Origin of the sequence: Pseudomonas sp. NPDC047961 (assembly GCF_050272435.1) — a bacterium.
In the GTDB taxonomy this organism is placed as follows: Bacteria; Pseudomonadota; Gammaproteobacteria; order Pseudomonadales; family Pseudomonadaceae; genus Stutzerimonas.
In genome coordinates, this window is sequence record NZ_JBNNMD010000001.1 from 542,071 (window position 1) to 566,616 (window position 24,546).

Annotated in this window: 23 protein-coding genes; 2 read left to right on the top strand and 21 right to left on the bottom strand. The window is 58.0% G+C overall.

From position 1 onward, the window contains the following. Positions 1-92 precede the first annotated feature (92 nt). The 15 genes from rnhB to rpsB form a co-directional block, all read right to left on the bottom strand. The gene (rnhB, locus tag ACQKIK_RS02560; RefSeq protein ID WP_045428996.1) at positions 93-752 is read right to left on the bottom strand and encodes a ribonuclease HII; all 660 of its coding nucleotides are present in this window, start codon (positions 750-752) and stop codon (positions 93-95) included. Next, positions 752-1,885, bottom strand: coding sequence for a lipid-A-disaccharide synthase (lpxB, locus tag ACQKIK_RS02565; protein ID WP_499134624.1), 1,134 nt, complete (start codon positions 1,883-1,885; stop codon positions 752-754). The genes rnhB and lpxB overlap by 1 nt, the downstream gene beginning before the upstream one ends. A gap of 1 nt (position 1,886) precedes the next feature. Then, positions 1,887-2,663 carry an acyl-ACP--UDP-N-acetylglucosamine O-acyltransferase gene (gene lpxA, locus ACQKIK_RS02570; RefSeq protein ID WP_045429000.1) on the bottom strand — a complete coding sequence of 259 codons (777 nt, stop codon included), beginning with the start codon at positions 2,661-2,663 and terminating at the stop codon, positions 1,887-1,889. Next, positions 2,660-3,100, bottom strand: a complete 441-nt coding sequence (fabZ, locus tag ACQKIK_RS02575; protein ID WP_019342391.1) for a 3-hydroxyacyl-ACP dehydratase FabZ — start codon at positions 3,098-3,100, stop codon at positions 2,660-2,662. The genes lpxA and fabZ overlap by 4 nt, the downstream gene beginning before the upstream one ends. Before the next feature lie 100 nt (positions 3,101-3,200). Further along, the gene (lpxD, locus tag ACQKIK_RS02580) at positions 3,201-4,262 is read right to left on the bottom strand and encodes a UDP-3-O-(3-hydroxymyristoyl)glucosamine N-acyltransferase (RefSeq protein WP_499135182.1); all 1,062 of its coding nucleotides are present in this window, start codon (positions 4,260-4,262) and stop codon (positions 3,201-3,203) included. Further along, the gene (locus tag ACQKIK_RS02585; RefSeq protein WP_045432037.1) at positions 4,259-4,762 is read right to left on the bottom strand and encodes an OmpH/Skp family outer membrane protein; all 504 of its coding nucleotides are present in this window, start codon (positions 4,760-4,762) and stop codon (positions 4,259-4,261) included. The genes lpxD and ACQKIK_RS02585 overlap by 4 nt, the downstream gene beginning before the upstream one ends. Positions 4,763-4,809: 47 nt before the next feature. Continuing rightward, the gene (gene bamA, locus ACQKIK_RS02590) at positions 4,810-7,173 is read right to left on the bottom strand and encodes an outer membrane protein assembly factor BamA (protein WP_241530528.1); all 2,364 of its coding nucleotides are present in this window, start codon (positions 7,171-7,173) and stop codon (positions 4,810-4,812) included. Positions 7,174-7,242: 69 nt separating this feature from the next. Beyond that, positions 7,243-8,595 (bottom strand): RIP metalloprotease RseP, encoded by a 1,353-nt coding sequence (gene rseP, locus ACQKIK_RS02595; protein ID WP_241530527.1) that lies wholly within the window; start codon positions 8,593-8,595, stop codon positions 7,243-7,245. A gap of 94 nt (positions 8,596-8,689) precedes the next feature. Beyond that, positions 8,690-9,883: a 1-deoxy-D-xylulose-5-phosphate reductoisomerase gene (gene ispC, locus ACQKIK_RS02600; RefSeq protein ID WP_241530526.1), complete on the bottom strand. Its 1,194-nt coding sequence runs from the start codon at positions 9,881-9,883 to the stop codon at positions 8,690-8,692. Then, the gene (locus ACQKIK_RS02605) at positions 9,877-10,692 is read right to left on the bottom strand and encodes a phosphatidate cytidylyltransferase (RefSeq protein ID WP_241530525.1); all 816 of its coding nucleotides are present in this window, start codon (positions 10,690-10,692) and stop codon (positions 9,877-9,879) included. The genes ispC and ACQKIK_RS02605 overlap by 7 nt, the downstream gene beginning before the upstream one ends. Further along, positions 10,686-11,447, bottom strand: coding sequence for a polyprenyl diphosphate synthase (gene uppS, locus ACQKIK_RS02610; RefSeq protein WP_045429011.1), 762 nt, complete (start codon positions 11,445-11,447; stop codon positions 10,686-10,688). The genes ACQKIK_RS02605 and uppS overlap by 7 nt, the downstream gene beginning before the upstream one ends. 158 nt (positions 11,448-11,605) lie before the next feature. After that, entirely contained in the window at positions 11,606-12,163 is a 558-nt protein-coding gene (gene frr, locus ACQKIK_RS02615) for a ribosome recycling factor (RefSeq protein ID WP_499134627.1), read from the bottom strand. Next, positions 12,160-12,903 (bottom strand): UMP kinase, encoded by a 744-nt coding sequence (gene pyrH, locus ACQKIK_RS02620; protein WP_045429014.1) that lies wholly within the window; start codon positions 12,901-12,903, stop codon positions 12,160-12,162. The genes frr and pyrH overlap by 4 nt, the downstream gene beginning before the upstream one ends. Before the next feature lie 195 nt (positions 12,904-13,098). Further along, on the bottom strand, positions 13,099-13,968 hold the full coding sequence (tsf, locus tag ACQKIK_RS02625; protein ID WP_045429016.1) for a translation elongation factor Ts: 870 nt from the start codon (positions 13,966-13,968) through the stop codon (positions 13,099-13,101). Between the two features lie 126 nt (positions 13,969-14,094). After that, positions 14,095-14,835: a 30S ribosomal protein S2 gene (rpsB, locus tag ACQKIK_RS02630; protein ID WP_046162041.1), complete on the bottom strand. Its 741-nt coding sequence runs from the start codon at positions 14,833-14,835 to the stop codon at positions 14,095-14,097. Positions 14,836-15,137: 302 nt separating this feature from the next. Here rpsB and map point away from each other — a divergent pair, with 302 nt between their 5' ends. Continuing rightward, positions 15,138-15,920 carry a type I methionyl aminopeptidase gene (map, locus tag ACQKIK_RS02635; RefSeq protein WP_046162042.1) on the top strand — a complete coding sequence of 261 codons (783 nt, stop codon included), beginning with the start codon at positions 15,138-15,140 and terminating at the stop codon, positions 15,918-15,920. Positions 15,921-15,948: 28 nt separating this feature from the next. Continuing rightward, on the top strand, positions 15,949-18,651 hold the full coding sequence (locus tag ACQKIK_RS02640; RefSeq protein WP_127838745.1) for a [protein-PII] uridylyltransferase: 2,703 nt from the start codon (positions 15,949-15,951) through the stop codon (positions 18,649-18,651). Positions 18,652-18,709: 58 nt separating this feature from the next. Here ACQKIK_RS02640 and ACQKIK_RS02645 read toward each other — a convergent pair whose 3' ends face one another. The 6 genes from ACQKIK_RS02645 to ACQKIK_RS02670 are packed head-to-tail and all read right to left on the bottom strand — an operon-like array spanning position 18,710 to position 24,420. Beyond that, on the bottom strand, positions 18,710-19,039 hold the full coding sequence (locus tag ACQKIK_RS02645) for a Na+/H+ antiporter subunit G (protein ID WP_045429025.1): 330 nt from the start codon (positions 19,037-19,039) through the stop codon (positions 18,710-18,712). A 9-nt stretch (positions 19,040-19,048) separates the two neighbouring features. Further along, positions 19,049-19,318 carry a K+/H+ antiporter subunit F gene (locus tag ACQKIK_RS02650; protein ID WP_045429028.1) on the bottom strand — a complete coding sequence of 90 codons (270 nt, stop codon included), beginning with the start codon at positions 19,316-19,318 and terminating at the stop codon, positions 19,049-19,051. Then, entirely contained in the window at positions 19,303-19,803 is a 501-nt protein-coding gene (locus ACQKIK_RS02655) for a Na+/H+ antiporter subunit E (protein WP_045429030.1), read from the bottom strand. Before ACQKIK_RS02655 ends, ACQKIK_RS02650 begins: the two co-directional genes overlap by 16 nt. Next, a complete protein-coding gene (locus ACQKIK_RS02660; RefSeq protein WP_499134631.1) occupies positions 19,800-21,302 on the bottom strand; it encodes a monovalent cation/H+ antiporter subunit D in 1,503 nt (500 codons plus the stop codon). Before ACQKIK_RS02660 ends, ACQKIK_RS02655 begins: the two co-directional genes overlap by 4 nt. Beyond that, positions 21,299-21,628, bottom strand: coding sequence for a Na+/H+ antiporter subunit C (locus ACQKIK_RS02665; RefSeq protein WP_045429034.1), 330 nt, complete (start codon positions 21,626-21,628; stop codon positions 21,299-21,301). Before ACQKIK_RS02665 ends, ACQKIK_RS02660 begins: the two co-directional genes overlap by 4 nt. Beyond that, positions 21,628-24,420 carry a monovalent cation/H+ antiporter subunit A gene (locus ACQKIK_RS02670; RefSeq protein WP_499134632.1) on the bottom strand — a complete coding sequence of 931 codons (2,793 nt, stop codon included), beginning with the start codon at positions 24,418-24,420 and terminating at the stop codon, positions 21,628-21,630. Before ACQKIK_RS02670 ends, ACQKIK_RS02665 begins: the two co-directional genes overlap by 1 nt. Positions 24,421-24,546: the final 126 nt, after the last annotated feature.

Consider the following 24,546-nt stretch of genomic DNA (forward strand, 5'->3'; position numbering starts at 1 on the left):
GGAAAGCCGAAGCCGACTAAGACGGTGTTTGGCCTGTTATGGATCAGCGGAACGTAGGTCTCGATAGGCTGCGAGATGCTCCGGGCGGAAATTCAGCCCAGCAGGCTGGCAGGGGCGCCGACCGTTTCGATGATCACGCTTCCGCCCAGCGCACCGCGTTGTTCCAGCAGGTTGCGCACTGGCGCGAAGGACCGGCGGTGGATGATGGTCGGACCGAGCCGTTGCAAGGCTTCGAGATGGTTCGGCGTCGGGTAGCCCTTGTGTGCGGAAAGCCCATAGCCTGGATAACACAAGTCCAGCGCACACATTTCGCGATCTCGGCTGACCTTGGCCAGAATCGATGCAGCGGCAATGGCGGGCACCTGAGCATCACCCTGTATGACGGGTGCGCTCGGCACCGCAAGCTGAGGGCATCGATTGCCGTCGATCAAGGCCAGTCGAGGAGTCACGCTCAGCCCTTCGACCGCCCGCTGCATCGCCAGCATAGTGGCGTGCAGGATGTTCAGCTGATCGATTTCATGCACCTCGGCGCGGGCAATACACCAGGCGATCGCTTTCTGGCAGATCTCGTCGAATAGCGCCTCGCGGCGTGCCTCAGTGAGCTTCTTCGAGTCGTTCAGGCCCCTGATCGGTCGCAATGGGTCAAGAATCACTGCCGCGGTCACCACTGGCCCGCACAGCGGCCCACGGCCAACCTCGTCGACGCCTGCAACGAGCTCTTCTACCAGATTGAAATCCAACCCGATCTGCATTAGCGCGCGCCTAACAGTTCGAGCACCGCATCGGCTGCCTGGCTCGAGGCATCGCAGCGCAGCGTACGGTGAATGGCATCAAACCCCTCGGTCTGGCTGTCACCGTTATCCAGCAATGGCGACAACAGCTGCGCCATTGCATCGGGAGTCGCGGCATCCTGAAGCAACTCCGGAACCAGAAGACGCTGGGCCAGCAAATTGGGTAAGGCTACGTAGGGGCTCTTCACCAGGCGCTTGAGAATTCGAAACGTCAGCGGCGAAACGCTGTAAGCCACCACCATGGGACGTTTGTACAGCAAGGCTTCGAGCGTCGCGGTGCCGGAAGCAATCAGTACCGCATTGCAGGCGGCCAACGCCTCGTGGGAACGGCCATCAAGCAGTGTCAACGGAAGGTCCCGCCCTATTAGCATCTGCTCCAGTTGAGCACGCCGCTCGGGACTGGCACAGGGCACCACGAAACGGATCCCCGGCCGCATCGAGCGTAGACTGTCAGCTGCAGCCAGGAAGAGTTCACCAAGACGCCCGACCTCGCCGCCCCGACTGCCGGGCATCAGGGCCACAATCAGCCCTTCCTGCGGCAGGCCCAATGTTGTCCGCGCCGCGGCTCGATCAGAGACTAACGGGATGGTGTCAGCCAGAGGGTGGCCCACAAAACGCACCGCCACCTGGTGTGCGTCGTAGAACTTCGCCTCGAAGGGAAACAGCGTAAGCATCAGATCGCAGGCGTCTCGGATTTTCAGCACGCGCTTCTGTCGCCATGCCCAGACCGACGGACTGACGTAATGCACAGTCTTGATCCCCGCACGCCGCAGCTTTAGCGCCAAGTCCAGATTGAAATCCGGCGCATCGATGCCAATGAATACATCGGGGCGCACACCCAACAACGTCTGGAGCAGTCGCTTGCGGCGTCTCAGCAGCTCCGGTAGGCGACCGAGCACCTCCACCAGCCCCATCACAGCCAGGCGCTCTTGCGGGAAATAGGATTCGAGGCCCTGCGCCTCCATTCGGGGCCCGCCTACACCGATGAATTCGACGTTCGCGTGCTGCGCCTTGAGCGCCTGCATCAAACCTGCACCAAGGATGTCGCCGGACGCTTCGCCAGCCACGAGTGCAACGGTCAACGGCCTGGACATATCAGCGCGTGATGCCGCGGTTTGAGGCTTGTATGGAGTCTCGGAAGAGCGCTACCTCTGGGAAAGCCTGGGCATCGGCGGCGAGCACAGCGAGCGCAGCCTCGACTGTCAGCCCCTTGCGATAGACGACTTTGTAGGCGTTGCGCAGCGCCAAAATAGTTTCTTCGGAGAAACCACGGCGACGCATGCCCTCGAAGTTCATGCTGCGCGCCTCGGCCGGGTTGCCGAATACCGTCACAAACGCAGGAACGTCCTTGCCTATTGCGGTGCCCATGCCGGAAAAGCTGTACGCACCGATGTGGCAATACTGGTGCACCAGCGTGTATCCGGACAGAATCGCCCAGTCACCAACATGCACATGACCGGCCAGCGCCGTGTTGTTGACCAGGATGCAATGATTGGCGATCACACTGTCATGACCGATGTGGGCATAGGCCATGATCAGGTTGTGGTTGCCGAGCGTGGTCTCGCCTCGATCCTGAACAGTGCCGCGGTGAATGGTTACCCCCTCCCGGATCACGTTGTGGTCACCGATCACAAGGCGCGTTGGCTCGCCCTTGTATTTGAGGTCGGGCGTGTCTTCACCCACCGAAGAAAACTGGAAGATTCGATTGTGCCGGCCAATACGGGTCGGCCCTTTAATGACCACGTGAGACGCGATCACTGTTCCCTCGCCTATTTCGACATCCGGGCCGATTATCGACCATGGGCCGACCTGAACGTTATCCCCCAGCCGGGCCGCAGGGTCGACGATGGCGCGAGGGTCGACCAAACTCATATCTTCTGTTCCGCACAAATGATTTCGGCCGAGCATACCGGCTTACCATCAACACTGGCGCGGCAATCGAACTTCCAGATTCCGCGCTTGGCGCTGATGAAAGATGCCTCGAGGGTCAACTGATCGCCCGGCACGACTGGTTGGCGGAAGCGCAGCTTGTCCGAGCCAACGAAGAAGTAAAGCGTGCCATCGGCTGGCTTCGCACCCATCATCTTGAAACCAAGTAGTCCTGCAGCTTGCGCCATCGCTTCAATGATCAATACACCCGGCATGATTGGATGTTGCGGGAAGTGACCGTTGAAGAAGGGTTCGTTGATGGTGACGTTCTTGTAGCCACGAATACGCTTGGCGTCCGTGTCGAGCTCCACCACCCGGTCAACCAGTAGAAAGGGGTATCGGTGGGGAAGGTATTCGCGTATCTCGTTGATATCCATCATATGAAGAAAAAGCCCGTAAGGAGATTGGGAGTCTGCGCAGCCATATGGCGGCGCGACCCGCTGGCAAATGCCTTCTGACAGGAGCGATCAGACGGTGGGGTCAGCCATCAGAAGACGCATCCCCGCGCGGGGTCACGGAGGCCAGGCGTTTTTCTACTTGCTGCAGGCGGCGCGCCATGTCGTCGAGATGACGAATCCGGGCAGCACTTTTGCGCCATTCCGCGGCGGTCTGCATGGCCGTCCCCGAGGAATAACTTCCCGGCTCGGTGATCGAGCGGGTGACCATGGTCATGCCGGTTATGAACACGTTATCGCAGACTTCGATATGCCCAACCAGCCCGGCGCCGCCAGCGATCATACAGTTGCGACCGATTTTGGTGCTCCCGGAAATGCCGGAACACCCTGCCATGGCAGTGTTATCGCCGATCTGTACGTTGTGCGCGATCATGATCTGGTTATCCAGCTTGACGCCATTTCCTATAACCGTATCCGATATGGCACCACGGTCGATGGTGGTATTGGCGCCAATCTCGACATCATTACCAATACGCACACCACCGAGCTGAGCAATCTTCTCCCAACTCCCTTGTTCATTGGCGAAGCCGAACCCCTCACCACCGATCACCGCACCGGGCTGAATAACCACGCGATCGCCAATGATCACGTCATGGCAAATGGTGACTCGAGCAGCGAGTCGCCCCCCTGCGCCGATGCGGCTTCGCGCGCCGATCACGGACTGGGCGCCAATCTCCACATCGGGGCCAACCCAGGCTCCTGCTTCAATCACTACTTGAGCACCGATACGCGCTGAGGGATCAACCACAGCGCTGGGATCCACTACTGCGGTGGCATGAATACCGGTGGCCGCTCGAGGCCGGCTCTCGAACAAATGCGAGATACGCGCATAGGCGAGATACGGGCTGGCGACAACCAAAGCGGTACCCGCGTAGCCTTCGGCATCCTTGGCGGTAAGCAGCACGCCTCCAGCCCTCGTCGTGGGCAAAAATTTCCGGTATCGCGCGTTGGCAAGGAAACTCAAATGCTCAGGACCGGCGTCCTGCAAAGTCGCCAGACCTGACACTTGCAGCGAGCCATCGCCGCGCAGCTCGGCCCCTAGTCTTTCGACTAGATCGCCTAGTGAATAGGCTACTCCGCTCATCAGCGCAGCTGATTCATGCGCTCAATGACCTGGCGGGTGATGTCGTACTGTGGCTTGACATCCACCACCGCGCCGCGCTCCAACACCAAGTCGAAATCGCCCTTCTTGATAACTTCTTCGACAGCCTTGTCTAGCTTTGGCTTGAGCTGCTTGAGCATGTCACGATCGGCGGAGGCCTTAGACTCGTTCAGCTCCTTTGAAAGAAACTGAAAGTCGCGAGCCTTCTGCTTGAATTCAAGCTCAAGGCGCTCACGCTCAGCCTGCTGCATCTTATCGCCGTCTTTGCCCAGGCGGTCCTGAATGCGCTTGGCGTCGCTCTCCAGCCCTTTGAGCTTCTCCAGCTGTGGGCCGAACTTCTTCTCTGCGTCGACCGAGTAGCGTTTGGCTCCGTCCGATTCGAGCAGAGCCATCTGATAATTCATCACCGCTATTTTCATTTCGGCAAACGCAGGGGTCGCCACTAGAGCAGCGGCAATAACAAGCAATTGGGTCAACTTACGCACGGTATATACCACTCTTCAGGAATGCGCTGGAGCAGGGCTCCAGATGATTAAAAGGTTTGGCCCAGCGAGAACTGGAAGACCTGGGTATCTGCTTCGTCCGGCTTCATTACGGGCATCGCCAGACTGAAACTCAACGGGCCCATGGCAGTGATCCAGGTCAGACCGACACCGACCGAACTGGCCATGTCCCCGATATCGATGTCGCTGCACTTAGCCGAGCCCGACGGGCAATTTGTATCGTAGACGTTACCCACGTCCCAGAACACTGAGGTGCGCAACGAGCGCTGATCCTTGACGAACGGCATCGGAAACAGCAGCTCCATTCCGCCCTGGATCAGCACGTTACCACCGTAGGGCAGCGCATCCTGATCAGGATCGGCAATGGTGCCCTCATTCCCGGTTACAGGCTCGCCAAGGCTCGGTGTGCTGCGCGGACCGAGACTGCTGTCTTCGAAGCCACGAACCGAGTTGAAACCACCAGCATAGTAGTGCTCGTAGAACGGCAGCCGTGAGGTCGAGCCATAGGCATCCCCATAACCCAACTGCGTATGCAGCCTCATGGTGTAGGTCTTGGTAACCGGCACGAACAGCTGAGCGTTGTAGTCGAGTTTATAAAACGACAGATCACTGCCTGGAATAGTCGTTTCCAGCGAAAGGCTTTGCGAATGTCCGCGCGTTGCAAGAACCCCGCGGTTCAACGTCGACTCAGACCAACCGACTGAGGCCTTGAAGTTGAGGTAGCTGTCGCCTTCTTGCTCGATAAAATCGAAAATTTCATCGACCGTGTACCGTCCGCTATCAATCGTGTCCTGTTGCGCGGATAGACCAAACGACAACCGCGAAGTCTCGCTGATCGGATAGCCGATATTCACACCGCCGCCTAGGCTGTCGACCGAGTAGCTAGACACGTCGTAGTCCAGCTCGTCGTAATCGGTGGTTCGATAGAAGGCGTTATAACCGAGGCTGACACCGTCTTCGGTCCAGTAGGGATCGACGAACCCGAAGTTGTAACGCGACTGGTATTCGCTGCGGGTCAACCCGAGGCTGACACGGTTACCGGTGCCCAGGAAGTTGTTCTGGCTGATTGAACCACCGAGAATCAGACCCGCATTCTGCGCAAATCCGATGCTCGCCATGATCGAGCCAGACGGCTGCTCTTCAACGCTGTAATTCACGTCGATCTGGTCGTCGGTACCCGGGACCTGGGGCGTTTCGACGTTCACTTCCTTGAAGAAACCCAACCTTTCGAGACGGGTTTTGGATTGATCAATTAGATAGGTCGACGCCCAGCCGCCTTCCATCTGGCGCATCTCGCGGCGCAGCACTTCGTCTTCGGTCTTGGTGTTGCCGCGGAAATTGATGCGATTGACATAGGCGCGCTTGCCTGGATCGACAACGAAGGTGATCGAGACAGTATTGTTCTCGTCGTTGGTTTCCGGCACGCCATTGACGTTGGCGAAGGTGTAGCCCTCATTGCCCAAGCGACGCGTAATCAGCTCTGAGGTAGTGGTCATGACTTTGCGCGAGAAAACCTGACCCTCCTTCGCCAACAGCAAAGATTGCAGCTCTTCCTGCGGCACTTTCAAATCGCCGCTCAGCTTGACGTCACTGACGGTGTAACGATCACCTTCAGCGATATTTACCGTGATGTAGACGTCTTTCTTGTCCGGCGTAATGGACACCTGAGTAGAGGTGATGTCCATGTTGATATAGCCGCGATCCAAGTAATAAGAGCGCAGACGTTCAAGGTCACCGGAAAGCTTCTCCCGGGCATACTTGTCGTCGTTGCGGAAGAACGACAACCAGTTGCTGGTCTTCAGCTCGAACAGATCGGTGAGATCTTCGTCGGGGAATACGGAATTGCCGACAACGTTGATGTGCTTAATCGCCGCAACGGAGCCTTCGTTAATATCTATTTTCAGCGCGACGCGGTTGCGAGGCCGCGGGACGACTTCAGTTTCGATCGTAGCCGAGTAGCGCCCCTGCGCAACATATTGACGCTGCAGCTCGTTGCGCACGCCCTCGAGCGTGGCGCGCTGGAAGATTTCACCTTCTGCCAGGCCCGACTGCTGCAGGCCGGAAAGCAAGTCTTCAGTCTTGATCGCCTTGTTGCCGTCGATCTCGATGCCGGAGATTGAAGGGCGCTCGACCACGTTGATGACCAGTACATCGCCCTCACGGCCGAGCTGGATGTCTTCAAAAAAGCCGGTACGAAACAGCGCGCGGGTAGCATCGACCAGGCGACTGTCGTCAGCTGCCTGACCGACGTTCAACGGCAACGCGCCAAAGACGCTGCCAGCAGAGACACGCTGCAGACCGTTAACGCGTATATCGGAAATAGTGAAGGACTCGGCGTGAACTTCGGCAATCATCAGTGCGGAAATTACCGCAGGTAGCAGCAGACGTTTCATGAAGTCCTTTCTTTTCAAACCTGATAATTGAACCTGCGCGTGGCGCGGCGACATCAAGGTATATGGCGATTAAAGGCGGCCAAGGTCGTTGACCAGCGCAAGCAGCATCACCCCAACAACCAGGCTGATACCGATCTGTACTCCCCAGCCCTGGACCCTGTCCGACAAGGGACGTCCACGGACCCACTCGACCAGGTAGAAGAGCAGATGGCCTCCATCCAGGACGGGGATAGGCAATAGATTGAGTACCCCAAGGCTTATGCTCAGGTAGGCGAGGAAATTCAAGAAGTCGCCCACGCCCGACTGTGCAGAAGCGCCCGCCACTTTAGCAATGGTTATCGGGCCGCTCAAGTTTTTTACCGAGAGCTCCCCGAAGAGCATTTTCTTAAGCGAATCCAGAGTCAGAACACTCATCGTCCATGTGCGACGAAGCCCTTCCCCGACAGCTTCGACAGGACCGTGGCTGACCTGCCGCAGCATTTCAGGCGGCCATTCTCCACCCGCGACGCCGGCGCCAAGGTAGCCCCGACGCTCATCTCCTTCGCCACGTTCAGCCAGCGTCAGAGGGAGTTCGATCTGCTCACCGTTACGCTCAACCACCAGCAAAACCGCTTGCCCGCCCAGCGGCCTAACACCGTCAATCACTTCTTGCCATTCGGTGAGCGCCTCGGCGTCAAGGCTGACCAATCGATCCCCAATCTGCACGCCAGCTGCCTGCGCCGGCCCTTCGGGATCTAGCTGAGCGACAACCGGGGCAATTTCCGGACGCCAGGGACGAATACCCAGCGAGCCGATCGGGTCCGGTTCCTCAGCCCCCTTAAGCCAGTCCTTCAGCTCGACCTGTAACCGCTGCGACTGACCTCCATCAACCTCGCTCACCAACATTTCGAGCGAACCGGTCTCACCAAGGCGCCTGATCAACTGCAAATTGACATCTGCCCAGCCTGCAGTTGGCTTGCCGTTAATCTCGACGATTTCCTGCCCAGCCATCAAGCCGGCTCGCTCAGCAAGGCTGCCAATCTCTACTGCGCCTACGACCGGACGAACTTGCTCCGTACCCAGCATCGCCAAGATCCAGAAGAACACCAGGGCAAGCAGAAAATTGGCCAAAGGCCCGGCCGACACAATGGCGAAGCGCTGCCTAACGGTTTTGCGGTTGAAGGCCTGCCCCAGCAGAGTGGGCGGCACGTCACCCTCGCGTTCGTCGAGCATTTTGACGTAGCCACCGAGGGGGATGGCGGCGAGAACGAATTCGGTACCCTGGCGGTCATGCCAGCGCAACAGCGGCCGCCCGAAGCCTACCGAGAAGCGCAGAACCTTGACGCCGCAACGCCGAGCCACCCAGAAATGTCCGAACTCGTGGAAGGTTACCAGTACACCCAGCGCCACCAGGGTACCGATGATCATGTACAGCGCGCCCATATTTCCTCTGCCTCGAAAGGTCTTTTAGCAGCTGCGAGCCCGGTCCATGCCGGAGCGCTACAGCCAAGTTGGGACTTTTGATCGCTACCGAACGCTACCGATCGCGACTTTGCAACCAGTGCGAAGCGAGCCTGCGGGCCTGGGCATCGGCAGTCAGCACATCTGCCAGGCAACGTGCCGGAACCGAAGCTTCCAGATCGAGAACATGCTCGATAATACTCGCGATTTCAGTGAAGCGAATGCGACCATTGAGGAACGCATCCACGGCTACCTCGTTCGCAGCATTGAGCATCGCCGGCGCCGTTCCGCCATCCTGCGCGGCCTGCCTGGCAATCCGAAGACAAGGAAATCTGTGCTGGTCGGGGGCCTCGAAATCCAGACGACCTACCTGCAACAGGTCCAAAGCCGATACGCCTGAGTCGATTCGTTCCGGCCAGGCCAGTGCATGCGCAATCGGTGTCCGCATGTCGGGATTACCCAGTTGCGCCAAGACCGAGCCATCGACATAGTCGACCATCGAGTGAATGACGCTCTGCGGGTGAATCACAACTTCTACCTGTTCCGGGCGCGCATCGAACAGCCAGCACGCCTCGATGAGCTCAAGCCCCTTGTTCATCATGCTCGCTGAATCAACGGAGATCTTGCGACCCATGGACCAGTTGGGGTGGGCACAGGCCTGGTCGGCAGTTACAGAAGACAGCTGATCCAGAGGTAGTTGCCGGAAAGGCCCACCGGAAGCCGTAAGCAGAATTCGCCTGACGCCGACACGACTCAAGCCCCGCGCATAGTTGCCAGGCAAACACTGGAAGATGGCATTGTGCTCGCTATCGATGGGCAGCAGCACCGCCTCGCTGTCACGCAGCGCCTGCATGAACAACGCACCGGACATTACCAGCGCCTCTTTGTTCGCCAACAGGACCCGCTTGCTGGCCTGGACGGCGGAGAGCGTCGGCCGTAAGCCCGCGGCACCAACGATCGCCGCCATGACCACGTCGACCTCGGGATGCGCTGCAACTTCGCTTAGACCACCCTCACCCACGAGCACGCGCGTTTTGACGCCATCACTGTCGAGCTGCTCCTGCAACACACGAGCCCGGTCACTATTGGCAACCACCGCATAACGCGGCCGATGCCGTCGGCACAGCTCCCGCAATTCGGCAATGCGACTGAATGCACTGAGCGCAAAGGCTTGGTAGCGCTCGGGATGACGCGCTATCACATCCAGCGTGCTCAGGCCGATGGATCCGGTCGCACCAAGAATTGTTACCTGCAGCGGACCACTCACCATGCACCCCAGCCGGCCAGCCACAGCAGGACCGTGAACACGGGTACCGCAGCGGTCAAGCTGTCGATACGATCCATCACGCCGCCATGCCCTGGAAGCAGCTGACTGCTGTCTTTAATACCCGAGCTACGCTTGAACATGCTCTCGGTCAAATCGCCAACGACGGAAATGACCACCACCAGAGCTGCACCTAACAGAGCGAGCGCCAACTCACGCGCAGACCAGGATTGATAAAGCCCAACGAACAATGTGATTAGCAGGCTGGTAACCAAGCCGCCAATCATCCCCTCCCAACTCTTGCCTGGGCTGACCTGAGGAGCGAGCTTGCGACGGCCAAAGGTCTTGCCTGCCGCATAGGCACCAATATCAGCCCCCCACACCAGGACCATCACTGCAACGATAAGCCAATTGCCCTGTGGCCACTGCTTGAGCAAAACCAGGCCCTGCCAGGCGGGCAATAGAATCAACAATCCGATAACCAGACTGCCGATAGATCCACCCCAGTGTCGCTGACTCCGAGGATAACTGACGACGAGCGCCGTGGCAGTCAGCCACCAGATCACGCTCAGCGTAAGCAACCAAGACGCCAAGGCGGGAGCCAAATAGAGCCCCGCAAGCAGCAGAGCTACCGCTATCGCATAAAGAACCCTGACCGGCTGAGCCTCAAAGCCCGCCAGACGCGCCCATTCCCATCCCCCAAGCACAACGACTACGCCTATGAACAGCGCAAAAGCGAGACCTTCGAGAAGGAAAAAACCAATCAGTGCGATCGGAAGAAGGATGGCTGCCGTGATGATGCGATGCTTCAGCATTCAGCTCGAACCTCTATTTCTACCTGGTCACCGGTCTTGCCGAAACGTCGCTGACGCTTGGCGAAATCGGCCAATGCTGTACGCATTGCATCGTGCTTGAAATCGGGCCAGAACAGGTCCGAGAAATATAGTTCAGCATAAGCCAACTGCCATAACAGGAAATTGCTGATGCGTCGCTCACCACCGGTGCGAATACAGAGATCCGGCAGAGGCATGTCGCCAGTTGCCAGATAGCGCTGAAAAAGGGCGGGAGTCACTTCATCTGGATTGAGTCGACCTTCCTGCGCTTCGCGGGCCAACCGCTGTGCGGCCTGGAGAATGTCCCACTGTCCGCCGTAATTGGCGGCGACCTGAAGCACGAAACGGCCGGAGCCCGCAGTCATTTCCTCGGCTTCGAGCATCGCCGTCTGCAGCTCCGGATGAAAGCGTGAACGATCGCCAATGATTCGCAAGCTGATGCCATTTTCGTTGAGCTTGCGCGCTTCTCGGCGTAGAGCGCTCAGGAAAAGCTCCATCAGCGCCCCAACCTCCTCGGCCGGCCGCTGCCAATTCTCACTGGAAAAGGCAAACAGCGTCAGCACCTCAACACCCGCCTCGGCGCAAACCTCTATAACGGCTCGCACCGCATCGACGCCCGCCTTGTGCCCGGCCACGCCCGGCAAGAGACGCCGCTTCGCCCAGCGATTGTTACCATCCATGATGACTGCGACATGACGGGGTACATTCCGTCCGGCAATCTGCCTGACCTTATCCATGAAACGACTCTACCTGCGCTCAATCACGCTGCGAACAATGGGAGAAACCGCCAATGGCAATTTCCGGGGATACGACTGGTTAGCCCCTCGCGCCACGAGCCTTTCGGCCTCGACGCACTCCGACGTGTGCAGTACGGACGAAGTCCGGTACAGCGACATCAAACAGCCATCAAATCGTTTTCCTTACCTTCAAGCGCCTTGTCGATCTCCGCAACGTACTTGTCGGTCAGCTTTTGAACGTCGTCTTGACCGCGTCGTTCCTCGTCTTCACTGATTTCCTTTTCCTTCACCAGATCCTTGAGCTGGGCGATAGCATCGCGCCGAATGTTGCGCACGGCGACACGAGCGTTTTCAGCCTCTGAGCGTGCCTGCTTGGTGTACCCCTTACGGGTCTCTTCAGTAAGCGCAGGCATCGGTACGCGAATCGTTGTACCGGCAGTCGCGGGGTTCAGGCCCAGATCTGACGTCATGATCGCCTTTTCTACCGCCTGGATCATGCCTCTATCAAAGACAGTAAGGGCCAAAGTGCGCGAGTCTTCTGCCGTGACATTGGCAATCTGGCGCAGAGGCGTATCGCTGCCGTAATACGACACCATAACGCCATCTAGAATGCTCGGATGAGCGCGACCGGTACGAATTTTGGCGAACGCATGCCCCAGCGATTCCATGGTTTTCTTCATGCGCTCTTGAGCGTCTTGCTTAATCTCGTTGATCATTGGTACTGCTCCTCGATCAGGGTTCCTTCAGCGCCGCCAAGCACAATATTGAGCAGGGCACCGGGCTTGTTCATGTTGAACACCCGCAGCGGCATGTTGTGGTCGCGGCATAGGCAAATGGCAGTCAGGTCCATGACGCCCAGCTTGCGGTCAAGCACATCATCATAGGTCAGCTGCTCGAACTTCTCGGCATTCGGATCCTTGAAGGGGTCGGCCGTATAAACGCCGTCAACCTTGGTGGCCTTGAGCACCACATCTGCATGAATCTCGATGGCACGCAGGCAGGCGGCCGAATCAGTGGTAAAGAACGGATTGCCGGTGCCGGCGGAGAAGATCACCACCTCGCCACTCTTCAGGTGACGCATCGCCTTGCGGCGGTCGTAATGGTCAGTGACCCCGACCATTGAAATCGCCGACATGACCAATGCCGGGATGTTCGAGCGCTCCAAGGCATCACGCATGGCCAAGGAGTTCATGACCGTAGCGAGCATACCCATATGGTCGCCAGTCACACGATCCATGCCTGCGGCGGACAGAGCGGCACCACGGAAAAGATTACCGCCGCCAATGACCAGGCCAACTTCTACGCCTATGCCGACTAACTGCCCAACCTCCAAGGCCATACGATCAAGCACCTTGGGATCAATACCAAAGTCCTCCGACCCCATTAGGGCCTCGCCGCTTAGTTTGAGCAGAATGCGTTTATAGCGAGGATTGCGTGCACTCATCTGCTGAGCCATTGGCGTTGTCTCTCCTGCGGCATTTGTATGACTAGGCTGGCCTGCAGCCGGGAAAAATGTCTGCGCTATGACAGCGCAGTCTCGCATTGGTGCCAAGCGGTGACTGTCGCATTGGCAAAAAACGTTTCCATCCTCCAGTCCGACAAAGAGGCCGCACGCGTGAGCGGGCAGCCTCTTAGAGGACAGCAGAGCGTCTTATTGCTTGGTAGCAGCGACCTGAGCGGCAACTTCGGCAGCGAAGTCAACCTCTGCGCGCTCGATGCCTTCGCCTACTTCGTAACGAACGAAGGAAACGATCTCTGCACCAGCCTTCTTCGCCAGCTCGCCAACTTTGACATCGGGATCCTTGACGAAAGCCTGCTCGACCAAACTGGCTTCAGCAAGGAACTTGCTGATGCGACCGGCAACCATCTTCTCGACGATTTCGGCAGGCTTGCCTTTGATCTTGTCTTCATTCAACGCCAGGAAAATTTCTTTTTCCTTGGCAACGGCTTCTTCAGAAACCTGCGACGGATCCAGGAACTGAGGGTTGCTGGCGGCGACGTGCATGGCGATTTCTTTGGCCAGCTCGACACTGCCCCCCTTCAGCGCAACCAGAACACCGATACGGTGACCGTGCAGGTAGGAGCCAACCAGATCCGCCTCAACGGTGGTCAAACGACGGATATTGACGTTCTCGCCGCACTTGGCGACCAGCGCCTCGCGATCAGTTTCCTGAGCGGCAATCAGCGGCGCTGCATCAGTCATCTTCTCGGCGAAGGCTTTTTCGACACTGCTATTGACGAAATTCTTGAAGTCGTCCTGCAGTGCCAGGAAGTCGGTCTGCGAGTTGACTTCGATAATCACGGCGCGCGTGTTGTCGTCGGCCACTTTAACAGCGATCGCGCCTTCAGCAGCGATATTGCCGGCCTTCTTGGCTGCCTTGATGGCGCCCGCAGCACGCATATCGTCAATGGCTTTCTCGATGTCGCCACCAGCAGCGGTGAGCGCCTTTTTGCAATCCATCATGCCTTGGCCAGTCCGCTCGCGCAGTTCTTTAACCAGGGCTGCAGTGATCTCTGCCATGTTCGCAAATCCTCTCGATTCGATTTTCGATCATCGCCCATCATTCGGACGATCAATTCGGAAGTGGCAAAAAGGGGGCATAGCCCCCTTTCTGTTCAACGGGTATCAGCTAGGCGACAAGTGCGCTCAGCCTTGAGCAGCCTCGACAGGGGCTTCTTCAACGAACTCGTCAGCACCGCCAGCATTGGTCTGACGACCACGCAGTACTGCGTCTGCCATAGAGCCCAGATAGAGTTGCACGGCGCGGATGGCATCGTCATTACCAGGAATGATGTAATCGACGCCTTCCGGGCTGCTGTTGGTATCAACGATGCCGATAACTGGAATACCCAGCTTATTGGCTTCGGAAATAGCAATACGCTCGTGATCGACGTCAACAACGAACATGGCGTCCGGCAGACCGCCCATGTCCTTGATGCCGCCCAGGCTACGATCCAGCTTCTCAAGATCGCGAGTACGCATCAGCGCCTCTTTCTTGGTCAGCTTCTCGAAGGTACCGTCCTGAGCTTGTGTTTCCAGCTCACGCAGACGCTTGATCGAGGCGCGAATGGTCTTGTAGTTGGTCAGCATGCCGCCCAACCAGCGATGATCAACGTACGGCGAGCCACAACGAGCAGCCTCTTCGCGAACGATCTTGCCAGCGGAACGCTTGGTGCCAACGAACAGAATCTTGTTTTTGCCTGCAGCCAGTTTTTCAACGAAACGCAGCGCGTCGTTGAACATCGGCAGGGTTTTCTCAAGGTTGATGATATGAATCTTGTTACGCGCGCCAAAGATGTACTTATTCATCTTCGGGTTCCAGTAACGGGTCTGGTGGCCGAAGTGCACACCGGCCTTCAGCATATCGCGCATAGTGACTTGAGACATGAGAGTTCCTCAGATAAGTCGGGTTAGGCCTCCACGCGTCCCGATATCCAACTCTTGCGAGCACCCAGGATACCGTGTCGACACGTGTGTGGGGTCAGGCTCGGCAGGTAGTCCCGCAGAGCGGCGCGTTTTATAGCACAAGCCAGCATCGGAGGCTAGCACGGACTGACATTGAACGTAGCTAACAAGGTTGCCTCTGGTTTGCCCGAGCCGCCAGGGCCGCCTGCAGGTAAAGCCTTCTTTGGTTTATCATTTGCCTCTTATATCTATTTGCCTGCGCCTCTTGGCGCCAAGAGGGTTGCATGACTGTTTCCATCAAGACGCCTGAAGACATCGAGAAAATGCGCATTGCCGGCCGCCTGGCCGCCGAGGTGCTCGAAATGATCGGTGATCACGTCAAGCCGGGTGTCACCACCGAAGAACTGGACCGCATCTGCCACGAGCACATCGTCAACGTGCAACAGGCCATACCCGCCCCGCTCAATTACAAGGGTTATCCCAAATCGATTTGCACATCGATCAATCATGTCGTCTGTCATGGCATTCCCAACGACAAGCCTCTCAAAGACGGTGACATCCTCAATATCGATATCACGGTCATCAAGGATGGTTACCACGGCGATACCAGCCGAATGTTTCTTGTCGGCAAAGCGCCAGAGTGGGCCGAGCGGCTGTGTAAGGTGACGCAGGAGTGCCTTTATAAAGGTATCGAGGTAGTCCGCCCCGGCGCGCGCCTAGGGGACATCGGCGAGGTGATCCAGAAGCATGCCGAGAAGAACGGATTCTCCGTCGTTCGCGAGTATTGTGGACATGGCATCGGCAAGGTTTTCCACGAAGAGCCTCAAGTCCTTCACTACGGCCGCGCCGGGACCGGGCTGGAGCTAAAGGAAGGAATGACCTTCACCATAGAGCCAATGATCAACCAGGGCCGGTCGGAAACTCGCCTGCTTGGTGACGGCTGGACAGCCATTACCAAGGACCGCAAGCTATCCGCCCAATGGGAACACACCCTAGTGGTGACCGCCGATGGCTATGAAATCTTCACCCTGCGCAGCGATGACACCATAGCCCGCACATCGCCCTAATTTTGATGCTTTGATGGAGGGCGACGGTATGCCTCAGGTTGATTCCGAATTGTTCGACCGCAGCCAGTTCCAGGCTGAACTGGCTCTTAAGGCCAGCCCCATCGCCGCCTTCAAGAAAGTCATACGCAAGGCGCGGGAAGTGCTCGATGCACGGTTCCTCGCCGGCCAGGATATCCGCGGCCTGATCGAAGGCCGCGCCTGGTTCGTCGACCAGATATTGCGAGCCGCCTGGGGCCGCTTCGACTGGAACAACGAGGCGGAAATAGCGCTGGTAGCCGTCGGTGGCTATGGGCGCGGCGAGCTGCACCCCTATTCCGATATCGACCTGCTGATACTGCTCGATAACAATGACCAAGAAATATTCCGCGACGCCATCGAGCGGTTTCTGACCCTGCTATGGGACATTGGCTTGGAAGTTGGCCAAAGCGTTCGCTCGGTACAGGAATGTGCCGAGGAGGCACGTGCGGACCTAACCGTCATAACCAATCTCATGGAAAGCCGTACGATCGCAGGCCCTGAGCGCTTGCGTCAGAACATGCTGAAGGTCACCAGCCCTTCGGAAATGTGGCCGAGCAAAGAGTTCTTCCTCGCCAAACGTAACGAGCAGGCCACGCGCCACTCGAAGTACAACAATACCGAATACAACCTGGAGCCAAACGTCAAAGGCTCGCCTGGTGGGCTGCGCGACATCCAGACGATCCTGTGGATAGCGCGGCGCCAGTTTGGCAGCTTGAATCTTAGCGCCATCCTCGATCAGGGATTTCTGACCGAAGGCGAGTACTCGTTGCTAGTGGCTGGACAAGAATTCATCTGGCGGGTCCGTTACGGATTACACATGCTGGCCGGGCGTGCGGAGGATCGACTGCTATTCGACCACCAGCGCAGCCTCGCCGCCCTCCTCGGCTATGAAGACAGTGACGCCAAGCTGGCGATCGAGCGCTTCATGCAGAAGTACTACCGCGTCGTGATGAGCATTTCAGAACTAAGCGATCTGGTAGGGCAGCACTTTGCCGAAGTTATCCTATGGGAGGGCGACAGCGGCGATGCGGTGCCGCTCAACAGCCGCTTCTTGGTGCGCGATGGCTATCTGGAAGTAACCGATGATTCGGTGTTCAAGCGCAGGCCCTTCGCGATTCTGGAAATCTTCGTACTGCTGGCTCAACACCCTGACATTCAGGGTGTACGAGCGGAGACCATTCGCCTCCTTCGAGACCACCGACATCTCATTGACGACGATTTTCGCAGCGACATTCGCAACACTAGCCTGTTCATCGAGCTGTTCAAATGCAAGGAAGGCATCCACCGCAATCTGAGACGCATGAATCGCTACGGCATTCTTGGACGCTACCTGCCCGAGTTCGGCCATATCGTGGGGCAGATGCAGCATGACCTCTTTCATATCTACACGGTCGACGCCCATACGCTCAATGTCATCAAGTACCTGCGTAAACTGAGCAAACCCGGAGTCGCCGAAAAGTATCCACTGGCCAGTAAACTCGTGGAACGGCTGCCCAAGCCGGAGCTCATCTATATCGCAGGGCTCTATCACGATATCGCCAAGGGCCGTGGCGGCGACCATTCGGAGCTGGGCGCGGTGGATGCGCAGGAGTTCTGCGCGCGCCACAAGCTGCCTGCATGGGACACGCGGCTGGTGGTATGGCTGGTTGAGAACCATCTGGTGATGTCAACGACCGCGCAGCGCAAAGACCTATCTGACCCACAGGTGATCAACGACTTTGCCCAACAGGTGGGTGACGAAACCCACCTCGATTACCTGTATGTGCTGACCGTTGCAGACATCAACGCAACCAACCCGACCCTCTGGAATTCCTGGCGGGCGAGCCTGCTGCGCCAGCTGTATACCGAAACCAAACGCGCGCTCAAGCGCGGTCTGGAGAACCCGCTGGGGCGCGAGGAGCAGATTCGCCAGACCCAGCGCGCCGCACTCGACAACCTCGTGCGCAACGGGACCGATCCGGACGACGCCGAACAGCTATGGTCGCAGCTAGGTGACGACTATTTCATGCGCCACAGCTCGATTGATGTCGCCTGGCACACAGAAGCCATCATCGAGCACCCAAGCGACGGCGGTCCGCTGGTCCTGATCAAGGAAACCACCCAACGTGAATTCGAGGGCGGCACGCAGATCTTCATCTATGCACCCGATCAGCATGACTTCTTCGCCGTTACCGTTGCGGCCATGGACCAGCTGAACCTGAACATCCACGATGCCCGCATTATCACTTCGAGCAGCCAGTTCACGCTGGACACCTATATCGTGCTGGACGCCGACGGTTCTCCCATTGGCAACGACCCCGAGCGCACGGAGGAGATTCGGCAAGGATTGATCAACGCGCTGCGTAATCCGGATGACTACCTGACCATCATTCAGAAACGTGTGCCGCGGCAACTGAAGCATTTCGCATTCCCACCGCAGGTCACCATCCACAACGACATGCAGCGCCCGCAAACGATCATTGAGGTCGTTGCACCGGACCGCCCTGGGCTATTGGCGCGCATTGGCCAGCTGTTTCTGGACTTCGACCTCTCGGTACAGAACGCCAAGATCGCGACGCTGGGCGAGCGTGTCGAGGACGTGTTCTTCGTCACCAATGCCGACAACCAGCCCTTGTCTGACCCGCAGCTATGCACCCGACTGCAGCAGGCGATGATTAAGCAGCTGACGCAGGACAATGAGCATCAGCCCTCGCCCAGCAGCATCGTTATCTGAACGACAACGCCATGCCGCCTCGGCAACGAGGCGGTAATGAACGCTCGTCAGACCCGCTTCAATCCCAGGGTTTGCCGCGGGTTTTGGCTGTATAAGGCAACCTTTGCTGCATGGCTGCCTTCGCCAGGACATGGGCGCTGACCGGCGCGGTCAAAAACAAAAACAGGGTGATCAGCACTTCATGGACGCTGAGACCGTTGCCCTGGTTACTGAAGAAGATCATCGAACCGATGACGATCCCACCAACCCCAAGCGTGGTTGCCTTGGTCGGACCGTGCAGCCGTGTGAAGAAATCGGGAAGGCGATACAAACCGATCGCCCCAACCAAGGCGAACGCGCTCCCCACTATTAGAAACACACTCACCAGCAATTCTATCCAGAATGGCATGCAGCCTCCTCAGTCAATGATTTCGCCGTGCAACAGGTGCTTGCCCACCGCCACGGTACTGACGAAGCCCATCACCGCGATGAGCAGAGCCGCCTCGAAAAAAAGATCGGACGCGAGCCAGATACCAAACAGGACGATCAATGCCAGCGCATTGATATACAAGGTGTCGAGCGCCAATACTCGATCAGGCATGTCCGGCCCCTGAACGAGCCGCACCACGTTTAGGATCGCTGCGATTCCGATAACCGCCATGCACAAGGGAATTACATACGCGAGCATTCGAAAATCTCCAGCAGCGGCGTTTCGTAACGGCTCTTCACCTCGGCTACCAGCGCCTCCGTGTCGGGGGCATCCAGAGCGTGAATCAGCAACATCTTATGCCCGGGTCGCAAAGACGCCGATACCGTTCCAGGGGTTAACGAAATGATGCTGGTCAACACGGCGAGGACGAATGGATGCTCAATGGCCATCGGTATTTCGACGAAGGCAGGCTGCAGTCGATCCCGAGAACTGAGCACCAGCTTGGCCACACTGACGTTGGCAACGACGATGTCGTAAAACACCTTCAGCAGAAACAGACAGAGCTTCAAGGGCCTACGCACTTTCGGTAGGTCAACCAGAAATCCCTGCACCAGCAATGGGATCGCCCAACCTAAAAACAGTCCAAGCACCAGTTGCCCCACGCTCAGTGCGTTATTGAGCAGTAGCCAGAGCAGCGTAAGGAGCAAGGTGAGCGCAGGGTTGGGCAGCAGACGTGATTTCATGCCTCACCTCCGCGGATAATCTGCAGATACGGCTGTAGCTCGAACAACTGGGCTGCGGTCGCCTGCATGTAGGTCTGGATCGGCTGCGCCACTGCAACCAACAACACGCTGCCAAACAGCAGACCAAAAGTCGCCACCACACGCACGCGATCCGCGGGCCTTCCAACACTGACCGCTTCACTAGGCCGCCAGAACACCATGCTACCGGCTCGGCTCAGTGCGATCACCATCCCCAATCCGCCCACCAGAACCACTGGCCAAAGCAGCAGGGCGTCGACCCCGGGAGGAACGGCATGCAGTAGCATCACCTTGCCAATGAAACCAGAGAAAGGCGGGAGCCCGGCAATCGAAATCGCGCCGGCGAAAAACAAGGCGCCCAACAACAAGGGCTGCTTGAGTGCGGGAGCCGATAGCAACTCGGCGGCCATATCGCCGCGCTGACGGGCGATGAGGTCAGCCAGCAGAAACAGCCCTCCGGACACCAGCGTGCTGTGCACCAGGTAGTACAGCGCAGCGCTGAGGCCCACCTCTGTTCCCAGCGCGATACCGGCGAGCAACGTGCCCACCGAAACCACCACTAGATAGGACAGCAGTATCTGCAGGTTGCGGGCGGCCAGTGCGCCCAGTACGCCACCAACGAGCGTAAGCATCGAAAGCGGCCACAACCAATCCAGCACCATGTTGCTCAACACACCCGCTTCGCTACCGAAGATCAGCGTGAATACACGCACAATCGCGTAGAGCCCGAGCTTGGTCATGATCGCGAACAGCGCAGCCACCGGCGCGGTCGCCGCGGCATAAGCACGCGGCAGCCAGAAATACAGCGGCAGGATCGCTCCCTTCAACGCAAATACCACCAGCAACAGGTAGCCCGCCGCAGTGAGAAGCGGAGCGTCGGCTGGATCAGCTGCTCCAACCCGTCCTGCCAGATCGGCCATGTTCAAGGTTCCGGTCAGACCATAGAGCATGCTGACACCGATCAGAAACAGCGATGAGCCCAACAGGTTCAGCACGACATAATGAATGCCCGACTGCACGCGCTTCGCGCCTTGGCCATGAAGCAGCAGCGCGTAAGACGAGATCAGCAGGATCTCGAAGAACACGAAAAGGTTGAATAAATCACCAGTCAGAAAGGCACCGTTGATGCCTGCCAGCTGAAACTGAAACAGCGCATGGAAATTCGGCCCGCGCTCGTCATCGCCACGCACGGCGTACAACACCGAGAATCCCGCCAGTATGGCGGTCACTAGCAGCATCAAGGCACTCAACCGGTCCAGCAGCAACATGATGCCGAACGGTGGCTGCCAGCCGCCAAGACGGTACACGGACAGTTGGCCAGCATCGGCCTGCCATAACAGCCCCAAGGCCAGCGGCACCAACAACCAGGTAGCCGTCACCGATAGCAGGCGTTTAAGCGATGCACTCTGGCGATGAAGCAACAGAAGACTGCAGCCGATCAACAAAGGCAGCAGGATCGGCATGATCAACGCATGATTCATTTGCGCGGCTCCCGACCATCAACATGATCGGTACGCAACTCGCCCAGCCCGCGAAGCGCCAGTACTACAACGAACGCGGTCATGGCGAAACCAATGACGATCGCAGTCAGCACCAAGGCCTGCGGCAACGGATCACCGTACTCGGCGCTGGCTCCAATAATTGCCGGAACACCGGTGGAGAGACGCCCCATTGCGAAAATGAACAGATTCACTGCATAGGAAATCAACGTCAGCCCCATGACCACAGGAAATATCCGTGCGCGGAGCAACAGATAAACGCCACTGGTCATCATCACGCCCAACGTGACCGCGAACACGATTTCCATCAAAGCACCTCCTTGCACGACTCGTCCTGACTGACATGACCCATATTGGAAAGAATCAGGAGGGTTGCTCCTACCACGGCCAGATAGACACCAAGATCGAACAGCATCGCTGTGGCCAACTCGAAGTCGCCAATCAATGGCAGGTGAAAATGGCCGAAAGCTGAGGTCAGGAAAGGCCGACCGAACAGCCAACTACCGAGGCCAGTAAGACCCGCAACGAGCACACCGAGCCCCGCCACGCCGTGATAGCTGAACGGCTGTCGCTGCTGCGCCCAGACCACACCATGCGAGATGTACTGGAGGATCAGAGCAACCGCAGTGATCAGGCCAGCGATGAAGCCGCCCCCTGGTAAATTGTGGCCGCGCAAGAAGATGAATACCGACACCAACAGCGCCATCGGCAACAGCACACGAGATAGCGTGTCCAGCACCATTGGATGCCTATCGGTTGACCACAGCCTACCGCCGTAGTCGCGGATCGGGTGTGGCAGGCGCAGTCCATGGAGCAGTCCGTAGATCCCAACCGCAGCGATTGCCAGCACGGCAATCTCACCCAGAGTATCGAAACCCCGAAAATCGACCAGAATCACGTTGACCACATTGGTGCCACCGCCCCCGGACACACTGTTCTCGAGAAAGAACGAGGCGATGCTGTCATACGGCCGACTCAGTACCGCATAGGCCAACAAGGCGACCATGGTGCCAAAGGACGACGCAATAATCAGGTCGCGGAAACTGCGCAGGCTGCTCGACTCAACCGGCGTGCGGTCAGGCATGAAAAACAACGCGAGGATCAGCAGAATGATGGTCACCACCTCGACAGATATCTGCGTCAGCGCCAGATCAGGCGCGGAATAGCGAGCGAACACCAGCGCCACCATCAACCCAACAACGCTGAGTACCATCAGCGCCATGAGGCGTCTGCGGTGGAAGACCACTGTCATTACCGACGCCAGCCCGAGAAGCAGCATGCCACCGACGGTGATACCGTCCAGAGGCGTCAGCGGCACAGAGCCCCGCAGCGTTTGCAGCGGGGTCAATGCGTAGATTACAACAAGCAACGAGCTGACCAGCATCAACGCCAGATAGCGTTGCAACGACCCGTTCTCCATACGCTCGGTTACCCAGCGCGCCGTGGCAGCAATCCCGCTAACCACCCGAGCGAACACCTGCAGCGAATCGACACGTGGCAGCCCCTCATACCAGCGAAACGCCCATTTACGCATCGAATAGATCAGCAGGCCTCCGCCCAGCGCAACGAAACTCATCGCCAAGGGCAGATTGAAGCCGTGCCAGATCGCCAGGCTGTATTCAGGCACGTCACCGCCCAAGCTGCCGGCTACAGCTGCAGCCAGCAAGGGTGCGACCGTGTAGGCAGGCAAGGTGCCCACCAGCAGACACAGCAAAACCAGGATTTCGACAGGAATCTTCATGTACCGCGCCGGCTCGTGTGGCGGGTATTTAGGTAAGTCGATCGGTTCGCCATTGAAAAACACGTCGTGCACGAAGCGCAGCGAGTAAGCGACCGAAAAGGCACTCGCCAGCGTCGCCAGGGCCGGGATCGTCCAGTAGAAGCTGCCCAACAGATGCTGATCGAGGGTCTCGGCAAAGAACATTTCCTTGCTGAGAAAGCCATTGAGCAGCGGCACCCCAGCCATTGCCAACGACGCCACCATTGCCAGCGCCGCCGTGTGCGGCATGTATTTCAGCATGCCGTTGATGCGCCGCATGTCGCGCGTTCCGGTCTCGTGATCAATGATCCCCGCGGCCATGAACAGCGAAGCCTTGAAGGTAGCGTGATTGATGATATGGAAGATCGCCGCCACTGGCCCGAGGCGCGAGTCGAGGCCGAACAGCAGGGTAATCAAACCGAGATGGCTAATGGTCGAATAGGCCAGCAACCCCTTCAGATCATGCTGGAACAGCGCCATTACCGCGCCGATCAGCAAGGTCGCCAAGCCTGTCAGGCTGACCAGATAGAACCACCATTCCGAGTCCGACAGTGCTGGATACAGCCGCGCCAGCAGGAACACACCAGCCTTGACCATCGTCGCAGAGTGCAGGAAAGCCGATACCGGGGTGGGCGCCGCCATCGCCTGTGGCAACCAGAAGTGAAACGGAAACTGCGCCGACTTGGTGAACACGCCAAGCAGAATCAGAATCAGGGTCAACGGGTACAAGGCACTGGCGCGGATCAGATCACCCGACGCTAGAACGGTGCTTAGCTCGTAACTGCCGACGATATGCCCGATCAGCAAGATACCCGCCAGCAGAGCCAGCCCGCCGCCACCTGTCACCGCGAGCGCCATCCGGGCACCTTGGCGAGCATCGGAACGGTGATTCCAGAAGCCTATCAACAGGAACGACGAAAGGCTGGTCAACTCCCAAAACATCAGCATCAGAAGAAGGTTTTCGGCCAGCACCACACCGAGCATGGCGCCCATGAACAGCAGAAAGAAGCTGAAAAAGCGTCCCATCGGCTCGCTTTTCGACAGGTAATAGCGCGCATACAGGATAACGAGCAGGCCGATTCCCAGGATCAGCAGCGCGAAGAGAAACCCTAAACCGTCTAGCCTCAAGCTGAGATTCAGCCCCAGATCGGGAAGCCAGGTTAATGTCTGCACTTCCGTCTCGCCGCCAAATACATCAGCACGCTTGGACAACAGCAATGCCAACGCCAGCAACGGGGCCAGGCCGGCACCGAACGCACAGGCAGATCGGCCGAACCGTTCAAACAGCAACGGCAGGCAGATTCCGAGGAATGGCAAAGCGATGATCAGCGCAAGCGCCATGAGTAAAACCCCTTGAGCCGTGCATGCGCACGGCAGTTATATCCCTTGGTCGACCCATTCTCGCCCCGAAGGGGCATGGCGGTGAGCGCCGATTATCCATACCGATCGCAGCAACGTCATGGATTC